General features: G+C 42.9%; 14 protein-coding genes. 7 read left to right on the forward strand and 7 right to left on the reverse strand.

Annotation, left to right across the window (positions count from 1 at the left end; all coding sequences use genetic code 11):
• Positions 1-136: 136 nt before the first annotated feature.
• Positions 137-2608: a class I adenylate cyclase gene (locus PQR79_RS18380; RefSeq protein ID WP_238103081.1), complete on the forward strand. Its 2472-nt coding sequence runs from the start codon at positions 137-139 to the stop codon at positions 2606-2608.
• 25 nt (positions 2609-2633) lie between these two features.
• On the opposite strand, the gene cyaY is transcribed toward PQR79_RS18380, so the two are convergent.
• Positions 2634-2969, reverse strand: a complete 336-nt coding sequence (gene cyaY / locus PQR79_RS18385; RefSeq protein ID WP_238103080.1) for an iron donor protein CyaY — start codon at positions 2967-2969, stop codon at positions 2634-2636.
• A gap of 79 nt (positions 2970-3048) precedes the next feature.
• Between cyaY and lptM the strand changes: the two genes are divergently transcribed.
• From lptM to PQR79_RS18415, 6 genes are all read left to right on the forward strand, one after another.
• Positions 3049-3231, forward strand: a complete 183-nt coding sequence (gene lptM, locus PQR79_RS18390; protein ID WP_372941559.1) for an LPS translocon maturation chaperone LptM — start codon at positions 3049-3051, stop codon at positions 3229-3231.
• 20 nt (positions 3232-3251) lie between these two features.
• On the forward strand, positions 3252-4496 hold the full coding sequence (gene lysA, locus PQR79_RS18395; protein ID WP_238103079.1) for a diaminopimelate decarboxylase: 1245 nt from the start codon (positions 3252-3254) through the stop codon (positions 4494-4496).
• A 41-nt stretch (positions 4497-4537) separates the two neighbouring features.
• Positions 4538-5365 carry a diaminopimelate epimerase gene (gene dapF / locus PQR79_RS18400; protein WP_238103100.1) on the forward strand — a complete coding sequence of 276 codons (828 nt, stop codon included), beginning with the start codon at positions 4538-4540 and terminating at the stop codon, positions 5363-5365.
• A gap of 119 nt (positions 5366-5484) precedes the next feature.
• On the forward strand, positions 5485-6114 hold the full coding sequence (locus tag PQR79_RS18405) for a DUF484 family protein (RefSeq protein WP_238103098.1): 630 nt from the start codon (positions 5485-5487) through the stop codon (positions 6112-6114).
• A 15-nt stretch (positions 6115-6129) separates the two neighbouring features.
• The gene (gene xerC / locus PQR79_RS18410) at positions 6130-7029 is read left to right on the forward strand and encodes a tyrosine recombinase XerC (RefSeq protein WP_238103078.1); all 900 of its coding nucleotides are present in this window, start codon (positions 6130-6132) and stop codon (positions 7027-7029) included.
• The gene (locus PQR79_RS18415) at positions 7029-7769 is read left to right on the forward strand and encodes an HAD-IA family hydrolase (RefSeq protein WP_238103077.1); all 741 of its coding nucleotides are present in this window, start codon (positions 7029-7031) and stop codon (positions 7767-7769) included. Before xerC ends, PQR79_RS18415 begins: the two co-directional genes overlap by 1 nt.
• Before the next feature lie 220 nt (positions 7770-7989).
• Here the strand turns inward: PQR79_RS18415 and PQR79_RS18420 are convergent, their stop codons facing one another.
• From PQR79_RS18420 to PQR79_RS18445, 6 genes are all read right to left on the reverse strand, one after another.
• Positions 7990-8523, reverse strand: a complete 534-nt coding sequence (locus tag PQR79_RS18420) for an AlbA family DNA-binding domain-containing protein (protein WP_238103076.1) — start codon at positions 8521-8523, stop codon at positions 7990-7992.
• Between the two features lie 132 nt (positions 8524-8655).
• Complete coding sequence (locus PQR79_RS18425; RefSeq protein WP_238103075.1) at positions 8656-9177, reverse strand: hemerythrin domain-containing protein; 522 nt, start codon at positions 9175-9177, stop codon at positions 8656-8658.
• A gap of 113 nt (positions 9178-9290) precedes the next feature.
• Positions 9291-10469, reverse strand: a complete 1179-nt coding sequence (locus PQR79_RS18430; protein ID WP_372941569.1) for a Kelch repeat-containing protein — start codon at positions 10467-10469, stop codon at positions 9291-9293.
• A 53-nt stretch (positions 10470-10522) separates the two neighbouring features.
• On the reverse strand, positions 10523-10861 hold the full coding sequence (locus tag PQR79_RS18435; protein ID WP_238103074.1) for a hypothetical protein: 339 nt from the start codon (positions 10859-10861) through the stop codon (positions 10523-10525).
• Between the two features lie 2 nt (positions 10862-10863).
• Positions 10864-11634 (reverse strand): anti-sigma factor family protein, encoded by a 771-nt coding sequence (locus PQR79_RS18440; RefSeq protein ID WP_238103073.1) that lies wholly within the window; start codon positions 11632-11634, stop codon positions 10864-10866.
• Positions 11631-12119, reverse strand: a complete 489-nt coding sequence (locus tag PQR79_RS18445) for an RNA polymerase sigma factor (protein WP_238103072.1) — start codon at positions 12117-12119, stop codon at positions 11631-11633. Before PQR79_RS18445 ends, PQR79_RS18440 begins: the two co-directional genes overlap by 4 nt.
• Between the last annotated feature and the right edge of the window lie 135 nt (positions 12120-12254).

The following is a 12254-nucleotide window of genomic DNA, read 5'->3' on the forward strand; positions in this document are numbered from 1 at the left end:
TTAGTGCTACGATGATCACATAATTGGTAAATTTGTGATGTTCAATTGACTTCTGAAAGTGATAAATTCAAATTCTAAAAATTAAAATTGTATCCGGCTTTTGTATATATCGCATGAAGAAATAAGGAAATAGGCTTTGGCGACCCTCTCTACAGGTTATCAACAAGGATTAGCGCAACACCTCAATAGCATTCGTTTGGCTCGAGTATTGAGTGTGTTACCCCGCACTCAACAACACCTGTTTAATGTTATTCCTTTGATGCTTAGCTGTCATCATCAAGATTTACCCGGCGTAATCAATTCAAAAACACCTTGTGGTATTGATGGGTTTTCGCTTTCAGACAACATCACAAAAGCGTGTGCAGAATTATCACTCACCTTGCCTCAAGACGATGATCTTCAATATATAGATACAGATGTTGCCTTTGAAGGTGTGTACGCTATGGGCAGCACAGCCAGTTTTGGCCAACATTCCAAAAGCGACGTTGATGTGTGGTTAGTGTATAAGCCTCATCTAACTCAAACCGAACTAAATTTAATTAGCCACAAAAATACGTTGCTAACCCAATGGTTTGCAGAGTTTGACTTTGAAGTTAATTTTTACCTTGTTCATCCGCAACAATTTATACAATCTAACACATTTGATAGTAATCAATCTCTTGGGCTTGAGCACAGCGGCACGAGTCAACATTGGTTACTGCTGGAAGAGTTTTATCGTTCACATATTTGTTTAGCAGGAAAAACAGTTGCATGGTGGCCAAATGCTCATTGTGATGGCATCACTCGAGATCCGCAATTACTGTATTTAGGCGATGTTGAGTCACTGCCCGCGGCAGAATATTTTGGTGCATCATTATGGCAACTCTATAAAGGATTAAATAAGCCTCACAAAGCATTGTTAAAAGTATTGTTACTTGAAACTTATGCATCTGAATATCCGCAGACTAGGTTGATAACTCAACAAATTTGGCAGTTGTGTGAGCAAAGTAATTTTAGTAGTGATAATGATGCATATTTAATGTTATATCAGAGAATTGAGGCGTACTTGCTGGGGCAAAGTGACACGGGACGCTTAGAGATTGTCAGACGGTGTTTTTATTTAAAATCGGGCGTGATGCTGTCGCAAAAATCTGTTAAAAGTGGTACAGATTGGCGCTTAGCCAAAATATCTCATCTCGTGCAAGAGTGGGGGTGGAGTACTGATTTAATTACGACATTAGATAATAGTCCACACTGGCACGCCGGCCAATTAAAATGGTTTAACCAACAATTGAGTGAATTATTGCTCGTCAGTTATAAAAACTTACTTCAATTTGCTTCAAAACAGGCTTTAAGTGACCGAATGCGAGTTGAAGAGCTTGGTTTGTTAGCAAGAAAGTTACACGGTTATTTTAGCGATGATGACCATATATTGCAGCCCCTTAATCGGTTGTGGAGTCTCACGACTACCGAGAATGAACTCACAGTGCGTTATTGTGAGTCTACGGCTCGATTTTACCTTTACCGTCAGCCCCAATCTGAAATTGCAACGTCTGTAACTCCAAACGAACTATTGAAAGAGGTTAATGATGGACACGTTATTCACCAAGCAGACAATGTTTGCAGTTTAGTTGCCTGGTCGGTAATGAATGGGCTTGCTACCGCTGATACTACCTGGTCACAAATTGGTAGAGGCCATCGCCGAGCAAGTAAGCTGGCTTATTTAACGCGTAAATTAATACCGGTTTTACATAACGTACCGATGGTATCTAAACGGCATTTGTGTGAACCCTGGTATTACCAAAAAGTCGTATTAGTGGTGAATGTTGATCATGACCCAACGGGGCAATGGCAAGGTCAGGAGTTGATGTTTGATTATCTTGACCTAAATATTTTGTCGTTTGGCCGCGATAAAACCAATATGTTGTCGTCAGTAGCTGTTGTGTGTTTAAACAGTTGGGGTGAGTGGCAAAGCCACCGTTTTAACGGGGATACAGCATTATTAGAAGCCATTTCGTTTGTGATTTTAGGCCTTAAACGCTCAGATGATAAAGTCGATTTATCGATTATTAGTTGTTCTGAAAAATTAAAGCAGCCGATTTTCAACCAGCTTAAATCGTTATTGTTACGTTGTTATGGTTTAATGAAAAAGGTAAGCCAAACCAATACATTAATGCATCAAGTAACCATTGGTGAGTGTCGGTATGGCATGTATTTTAACTCCCTAGGAATGATGTATCGTAAAATTGATGCCGCGGTGAAAAGAGATTTAGTAGAAAACCTAGTGTTAGCCAGACCAGAACTGGTGGATGATCCTTATGCGAGTGTTCCATCGATTATTCTGCAGTTTGTCGCGTTGGGGTCCAAGCAATATTTTCTGCGTGAGCGCGCTAATACGTTAGATGTGTTTATCGTTGATGAACATAACCGCTTAACTCAATTAGAGTATCAAAATACCAATATGAAAAATTTTGTTGAAAAAGAAAGTCACTCATACGTATTTGATGGTCAAAAACAGCGTTTGTCGGTGTTTAACATGCCGCAGTTTTTCTTTTTGTCACGAATTGAGGGTGAGTTAACTGTGATCCCGTTTGGATTGTCTAATGACGAAATGGGGGCGGCTTTCTAACCGCCCCATTCAGATAAGATGTGTATTAAGGCTGAATATCTAGCACTATACCGCTTTGCTTTTTAATAGAATCAATAACAAAAGGCATAAACTCTAGGCTGTTACGTGTATCAAGCCATTTACCATCACTATAATTAAAATGAAAACCACCAAACTTAGTCGCGATCCAAATTTCATGAAGCGGCTCTTGTTTGTTAATCACAATTTGCGAGCCATCTTCAAATGACAATTGCAGCACGTTACCGCTTGCATCAATATCAACATCAGCGTCTTGGTCGTCAATTGCTCGTTCAACCGCGTTGTCAATCTCGCTAAACATTTCATCCGCTAACCGGTGAAACTCAGTATCTGTCATAGCCATGCATTTCTATCCTTTGCTTTCTGCGTTATGAATGCGATTATAAGACCATTATTCATTAGATGCACAGATGTTGAGAAAAATGAGACTGCTTTTATTTATTATGCTTGCTAGCCTATTCGTAACCGCATGTGGTCAAAAAGGGGATTTATACAAATCTCCCGAGCCTGTGGACAATAAAGTTGCCCCGCAACCAGTCAGTAGCAATGTGGCTGATAAAACGCTAGCAACCGACGAACAAACCTCAATTTTACAACAAGAATAGCTTTTTTAAGGAACCGCATTTTGGATTACTTTTCTTATCAAGACGATGCTTTGTACGCAGAAGACTGCGATGTGGCACAGCTGGCAAAAGCGCATGGCACGCCTCTTTATATTTATTCGCGTGCGACTTTAGAGCGCCATTGGCATGCATTTAATAATGCAGTGGCTAATCATCCGCATCTTATTTGCTACGCAGTAAAGGCTAATTCAAATTTAGCGGTGCTAAATGTACTTGCGCGTTTAGGCAGTGGCTTTGATATTGTCTCTGGTGGTGAGTTGTCTCGCGTGCTTAAAGCGGGTGGCGATCCTCAAAAAGTGGTGTTTTCTGGTGTAGGGAAAACCGTCGATGAAATGGAGCAAGCGCTGCACGTAGGTATTTATTGCTTTAACGTTGAATCCAGTGCCGAACTCGAACAGCTTAATGAAGTTGCAGGTCGTTTAGGTAAAATTGCTCCTGTGTCACTGCGAATTAACCCAGATGTTGATGCGGGCACCCATCCTTATATATCTACTGGTCTGAAAGAAAATAAATTTGGCATCGCGATGGATGAAGCCGATACGGTTTTTGCTCGCGCAGCAGCATTACCGCATTTGCATGTTAAAGGGGTAGATTGTCATATTGGCTCGCAGTTAACTGAGCTTAAGCCATTTTTAGATGCTATGGACCGCATGTTAGCGTTAATTGACCGCTTAGCTAGTCAAGGTATTGTGATTGAACACTTTGACGTAGGCGGTGGCTTAGGGGTGACTTATAATGGTGAAACTCCACCACACCCTGACGCTTATGCTGCCGCGTTGCTCGAACGTTTAGGGGGGCGCCCACTTAAATTAATTTTTGAGCCAGGACGCGCTATTGCTGCTAATGCTGGTATTTTTGTTACTCAAGTACTGTCTTTAAAAGAAAACAGCGACAAACGTTTTGCAATTGTAGACGGCGCAATGAACGATCTGATCCGTCCATCGCTATACAGTGCATGGCAAAATATTATTCCCGTTCAACAAACTGATGCCACTACGTTTGCTTATGATATTGTAGGACCAGTATGCGAAACGGGTGATTTTTTAGGTAAAGACAGACAGTTAGCGATAAAAGCTGGCGATTTGTTAGCCGTACGTTCCAGTGGAGCTTATGGCTTTGTGATGTCATCAAACTATAATTCACGTCCGCGAGTGGCTGAAGTGATGGTTGATGGCGATAAAGATGTCGTGGTGCGTCAACGCGAAACCCTAGAACAGCTTTGGCAGGGCGAACACCTGCTACCGTAACTCAAATAATCGTCGGTATAACGTTTTATAAGGAAACTTTAGTGATCCATTTCACCAAGATGCATGGGCTAGGTAATGATTTTATGGTTGTTGATGGCGTGACACAAAATGTGTTTTTTTCGCCTGAGCAAATTCGACGCCTTGCCAATCGAAATTTTGGAATTGGGTTTGATCAATTATTGTTGGTTGAGCCGCCTTATGATCCAGATTTAGATTTTCATTATCGTATCTTTAATGCCGACGGTAGCGAAGTTGAGCAGTGTGGCAATGGTGCACGCTGTTTTGCGCGTTTTGTTAGAAACAAAGGCCTGACACAAAAGAATAAAATTAATGTGAGCACCAGCTCAGGCAAAATTACGCTGCGTATCGAGCGTGATGGCAATGTGACCGTCAACATGGGGGTGCCGGTTATCGAACCTAGCCAAATTCCGTTTAAAGCCAAAAAAAGCGAGAAAACCTATTTATTGCAAACGCCCATACAAACTTATTTGTGCGGAGCAATTTCGATGGGTAACCCACACTGTGTACTTCAAGTTGATGATGTACAAGAGGTTAATGTGGACGAAATTGGTAGCAGCTTGACGCGTCATGAACGTTTTCCTAAAGGGGTAAATGTTGGCTTTATGCAAATTGTGACTCCTGGCCATATTAAGCTACGGGTATACGAGCGTGGAGCAGCCGAAACCTTAGCCTGTGGTACAGGTGCATGTGCCGCTGCCGCCGTAGGGCAATTACAAGATAAACTTGAAAAACAAGTGAGAGTCGACTTACCTGGTGGCAGTTTAGTGATTAATTGGGAAGGCGAGGGGAAGCCACTGTGGATGACCGGCCCTGCTGAGCACGTATACGATGGACAAATTCAACTATGAGTGACATGACTTCTGACATTGCCTCTGATATTACCGACATGGCAGATGGTAACGAACATACTGTAAGTAGTTCTCAGGCAAAAGATATTAATAGTATAGGCCATGATTTAGGGGCAGAAATGCTCACGAATATGCAGAAACAGCCTTTTGATGAAATGCTTATTCGTGAGTATTTATTAGATAACCCTGATTTTTTTAATCGTTATCCTGAGCTGTTAGTGGCTATGCGTATACCACATGCGGAGCGTGGTGCTGTGTCGTTAGTTGAGCGCCGGCAAGAATTGCTACGTCAACGGGTCAGTGAGTTAGAAGAAGAAATTACTTCGCTGATGAAGATTGCCACTCATAACGAAAGAATATTCAATTTTAATAATGAGTTATCTTTTAAGTTACTTGCTAGCAACGATTTAGGTGAACTGCGGCAAGCCTTGTCAGAGGGCTTAAAAGGTGAGTTCGGTTTTAGCCATGTTAGGTTAATAACCGTGCATGACATTGACAGCGAATTAGCCAATATTTGGCGGCATCGTTTGCAAGGAGGCTATTATTTTGGCCGCTTAACTCAATCAGAGTCATCACGGTTATTTGGTTGTGAAGTGGGTTCTGTGGCATTAACTAAATTGTCAGACGACAATGGCCAAGTTATTTTTGCCATTGCGAGTCAAGACCCCGCTCACTTTCATCCCGATATGGACTCATTATTGTTTAGCCAATTACGCGATTTGTTAGACCATATACTGCCGCAATTATAGTTGAGGACTTGCCCAATGAAGCAAATAGACTGGCTAGAGATCTATCGCCAATATCTGACTTCTGAGCGGCAGTTATCAACCTATACCGTGCGTAATTACTTGTTCGAATTACGCAGAATCGAGACTCAATTAGGTGACAATGTGGCACTTGTTGCTGTGACTCGGGAGCAACTGCAGTCGGTTATCGCGGGGCTGCACCGTAAAGGGTTAAGCCCGCGATCTTTGTCTTTATGTTTGTCATCAATTAAGCAATTTTTTGATTTTTTACTGCATGAAGGTGTAGTGAAAGTGAATCCCGCTCAGACGCTAAGCGCTCCGAAACAAAACAAACCTTTACCCAAAAATATGGATGTTGATTCAGTCAGCCATTTATTGTCTATTGAGGGCGACGCTCCCCTTTGCCTGCGCGATAAAGCCATGATGGAATTGTTTTATTCCAGTGGTTTACGTTTGGCTGAATTAGCGAACTTAGATTGTACAGACATTCAGTTTGATCAAGCTGAAGTGAAAGTGATGGGTAAAGGCAGTAAACAACGCATTGTGCCGATTGGTAAAATGGCGCTATCGGCACTTCGGCTCTGGTTGGATTGTCGTGAGCAATTGCCGCGATCGGAGGCGGGTGACGCTCTGTTTATTAGCACTCAAGGCAAACGTTTGTCACATCGGAGTATTCAAGCGCGGATGAATAAATGGGGTCAAGAACAAGCCATGTCAGTAAAAGTTCATCCGCATAAGTTGCGCCATTCGTTTGCAACCCATATGCTTGAATCAAGCCAAGATTTACGCGCAGTGCAAGAATTACTCGGACACGCTAATTTATCGACGACACAAATTTATACCAGTTTAGACTTTCAGCACCTCGCAAAAGTGTACGATGGCGCGCATCCAAGAGCGAAAAAAGATAGGGGAAAATAATGACATATCAGCAACCAGCCGCTTCAATTACCCAGTATCAACGCCTGCAACCGTTTAAAGCCATTAGTTTCGATTTAGATGACACGCTGTACAACAATTTACCTTACGTGACCCACGCAAGTGAGCAGTTATTTGCGTTAATGAACATTCATTTTCCTGCCACTACAGCATGGAGCGCTGCCCAGTGGCAACAGCTGAAACATCATTTATTTACTCTGCGCCCTGAGCTGGTTCACGATACTACAGCTGCGCGATATGCCATGCTTCATCAAGGTTTATTACAGTTTGGTTATTCAGAAATACAAGCCAGCCAGGGGGCGCAAATGGGCATGGACTGTTTTCATCACCATCGCAGTGATTTTACTGTCGCACCAGAAGTGCTAGCGGTATTGAATAAGCTTGGCCAACGCTACCCTTTAGTTGGGATCACTAATGGTAATGTTGATGCCAAACGCATTGGCTTAAGTGATGTGATGAAATTTATATTACACCCAGGGCATGGCGTAAAAATGAAACCGCATAGTGATATGTTTACCTTAGCATGTCGGCAACTTGCTATTGAACCATTACAATTGCTGCATATTGGCGATCATCCCTCGTCAGACATTGCAGGAGCTAAAATGGCTGGGTGTCAGAGTATGTGGCTAAATCCATGTATGCAACAGCGTTATAAAAAAGCCCAAACAGTATTACCACATGTTGAGATAAACCAATTAGATTTGCTGCTTGAGTTTTTATAAAAACAGCCACATCACTCATGAGTAAGGCGAATGGGTCAGGATTTCAGATCCCAAGGTGGTTAGCTTTTATACCAATTCCATTAATAATCTGGTCATTCAGCGGGAGTTCTGTGTCTTCTAGGCAAGTAATAGAATTGTAGGCATAGTTGTCGAGCACACTAATGCACTCAAAAGGCTGCCGCGAATACCGCACTGATGATTTTCGCTAAAAGAGCACATTCTATTGCGGATTGGTATTATTATCTTTTGCGGTACGACGGTTGAGCTCAATGCCTGTTTTTAGGCTCATTTGCTCTACTTGTTCGCGACTGGCGTGCATATCCGCATCACCTACGCGAAAATATGTTCCGCTGTATGGGTCGGTACCGACATAGATTGGCCTGAGTTTTACATCAACACTGGGCACGTGAATTCGGATCAACTTTTTAGCCATGATTTCGATAATTTGCACATCTGTTGGAGCTAAAATATTGTGACTGATTTTTTTGGGGTCATTTAAAATAGTCCAGATTTCACTGAGCATTGGCATGGGGTTAACAATCCCCTCGATAGTAAATTCTCCTTGGTGTTCTTTCACTCCCAAAATGATTTCACCCCCTAACGTGTTGGCAAAAGCACTGTAGCTTTCCCACATGCCTTCAGGTAATTTGCCATTGCCATCACGGCCGCCAGCTAACTTAAATTCGACTTGAGCAGATTCTTGTAAGTTGGCTATGTCATCTAACGCAAATGTAGGGTAATGATGTGGCGACATAGTGACTCCATATAATTTGCAAACCGATAATGTCACTTTAAGAACTATAGCTAAAAAAAGGAAGAGATTCCTCGCTGATGAGGGTTAGCAATAAAACATTAGGCAGCGATAATTTTTTATCGCGTTAATGAATTACAATGATTGTAAGTTTAATGTTTTTGAAAACAGTAGCGTGTCTTCAACATCGATATGTGCTTGTAAATCGGTGTCAAATTCTGCCAGGGTGCGATAGCACGTTTTCCAGGTGCTGCAAGCACCTTCTGGAGGAGTGTAATTATTGGTTATTTGCCTAATGGTTTGCAGAATATGTTCAGCATTATCATGCTCATGCTGCATCATTTTTATTGGGTTCCCTACATGACCAAAACAGCATGTTGAAGGCTGTCCTAAGCATAATGATCTAATAGCAGGAAATAATATCCGCTCTTCTTTCATTAAGTGTGGCATCAATTCGGCAATTAATTGGTTTACGGCGTGTGCGAGGGGCTTTATTTCACTGTGGTCATCGCCATGGGCATGGACCATTTTTTCGGTGTATTCGACGAGCAATGGTGCAGTATCTCGAATGTATTGATGATGAGTGGCTTCAATGTGGTCAATTAAATCGAGTAAAGACAACTGTTGCAATGCGGGTAACGCGTATTCAGCTAACATGGCTTTTCCGAAGATACACTAATTGACATGCATTTTATTCGCACCTTTAATGTGACTCAAATGATTACCGCAAACTTGTTAGCAAACTCACACAATCATGCTTAATTGATACCTCACCCGCTACAGGTCTCATTGTGATTAAGTGCTAAGCCCAGTATCTGATTGCTCACTTGTTGCAGTGACAACATGCCGCCAATGCGCAATAACTGATGTTGCCAGCATAATAAACCGCGATGATCCATACTCGGCTGTGATAGGGGCTGTGGCGTTAGCCATTGCTTACTTGCTAAGTCGAAGCGGTATTGATATTTACCGGGTTCACTTGGCAGACCGTTATAGCCAATGCCTGAATAGTTATATGGATTATCACTGCCACCTAAAAAGACGATTTGGCCACCTTTTGGGGTCATTATCCCTGTTGCGGCCATACGATAATGTGCGGTTGGCGTATTTGACTGACTTGCAGATTGCTCCTCGGGTAGATTTGCAATTGAATAGTGCGGCAACAATTGCCAATCAATGCGTAAGTGATTGCTAGGGTTAATCTCTCCCAATAAACACACTGGTGAGGCTTTATAGCTTCTGCGTGCATTAATGTTTGGCTGCACTTTAACCCCATCACACAACACTAACCGATTACCGACTATGCCAACAGCCTGGCCAAAAACTGCTGGTGCAGGGATAGGGCTGGCTTGCGCCCAGGTGTCAGCTTGGGTGTCATACACTTGGACTAAATTAACATTACCGTCGTTGTGCCAACCGCCAAACAGATAAATATAACGCTGCTGGTAGGTGGCTGCAGTGGTGTCATCTACGGCTACTGGCATATCGGCAATGCGTTGGTAGCTGTTGCTGCTAATGGAATATTGATAGTTATCTACAGTGCTGATTTCATCATGGTTTCTAGCCACGGTATAACCACCAAATACATATGCATGCTCTTTTATGCCCACCGCAATAGCCGCCAAGCGGCCTGATAATGGCGCGACATGTGGTACCGCTTTTATGGATTGCCATTGAGCTGCAGGGTCATTGATGGGTAATGCCCACGCAAGGTTATGCACGTCTTGATAACCTTTGCCTTTACCTAGGCCCATAAAGCTTAATAAATAAGTTTGCTCGTTGCTGCGTACCATTGCTACTGCGTTATTGCTCACGGCTTGAGGTAAAGGCGGTATTTGAGCCGCGTATAGCGGTGCAGATACCATTACGGCTGACCATAGGAATGCCAAATACAAACGCTTAATAGCTGCTTTTGCAGGCATATAATGAGATAAAAATAAGCGTGGCATAGTGTCTGTCCTATGTTGATATGAGCGAACGCATTAGGCAATTAAAGGCGACTTTAAGGCCGAATACCTTTGCCCATGCGTATTTCAATTGTTTGTAGGTATGGCGGTGTTGTGTCATCGGGACCATTTTGTTCGACAATAATATACCAGTCAAAACCCAATTGCTCGGTGAGTATGGACGCTTGAGTTTGTGCATTAATCAATAAATCAGCCTTGTGTTTACTGGTAATGCTAAGCAAATAGTAATTATCGGTAATCTTGCGCTCAAGGTAACGGTATCCTTCTGCTTGTTCATATTGGGGCACAGCGGTTGTACTGCCACAACCACTGAGCGCTACTAGGATAAGCAGCGAGCCAAGTAAGCCCGTAAGTAATTTAACCCTTGTGTGCATTTTTATTGTCCGTTGGCTAATTGATTAAGTGCTTGTTGTTCTTGTGTCAGCGTTAAGGGCGCATCGGCAATGAGCTGGTCGAGCACGTCATCTAGGGCAGATGCACCGCTTGCCGTTTGATATTGGGTCTGATGTTCAGGGTTGACGTTATATTCCACACTGGCTATTTGTTGCCATTGCCCTTGTTGCTCACAGGCTATAATACTGCTTTGCTGGGCATGATCTTGCACTGCATATTGGCGGCACAATTGACCTTGTGGGTTGTAAAAACTGAGTTGAATGGTCATAACGCTGTCGTCATCGAGCATGGTTTCAATACCACTTGGCAGGTAGCTCAGGGGCTCGCTAATGTCGTCAGGTAGCAACGAATGATTTTGTGTAGTGAGGCCTGTTTGATTTGGCGAATCGACTTGATAGACACCATACCCAGCTATAAGCACTATTATGGCAATAGCCGCGGCATATTGCTGAACGTGTTGTTGTGCTTTACGCCACCATGGAAACGCAACCACGTTGTCGGGCACAGGGCTGTTTGTTACCGGATTATCTGCAACAGACTGAGTCTCAGTTAATAATGCTTGTGTGGCTGCCGGAATAGGGTGTAGGTCAATGGCTTGATAATGCTCTTGCACCATCGCATCAACCATAGCCAGCTCGGCAAGTCGCTCTGCGATGTCTTCGTTATCGATAAGCGCCATTCTAACCTGCTCCATTTCCTGCTCAGGTAATTCGGCATCTAAAAAGGCTGATAGGGTTTCATCACTTAAGTTCATGCCATGCTCCCGTTGGGTTGTTTAAAAAAGCTCACCATATTGGCCCTTGCTCTGGCGAGGCGACTCATTATGGTACCGGTTGGAATGGCTAATATATCAGCCGCTTCGCTGTAACTCATACCTTGTACAGCAATTAACGATAGCACTTCACGTTGATCATCCGATAAGCTATTCATCGCTTGATTAACTTCGCCTAAGGTGATGTCGTTAATGATATCAGCTTCACCGTCGCTGTAGTTTTCAGCTTGTAGTTCGGGTTTTTGAGTTGCCTCAGTGCGCACTTTTTGTGAACGATAATCATCAATCCATTGATTTCGGCATACTTTAAATGCCCATTTTAGCAGGGGCACATCTTCTGGTGGTGGCGACTTAAGGATACGCAATAACGTATTTTGCACTAAGTCATCGGCATCGGGCATTGATCCGGTTAATGAGTAGGCAAAGCGTCTTAATGCTGGCAGCAATGTGGTTAATTCTGTCTTCATGTTTTAAGTTAGCCTTAACGTGTTACTTATAGAGATAACGAGCCAATAGATTATTTATTCCAGTTAGGAGGGAATTTTTTATTGTTGTCAGACGTTTTAATGTTACACACTATACGCCAAGCTAGGTCAATCAAT

Source organism: Shewanella metallivivens (assembly GCF_028750675.1).
Lineage (GTDB): Bacteria > Pseudomonadota > Gammaproteobacteria > Enterobacterales > Shewanellaceae > Shewanella > Shewanella metallivivens.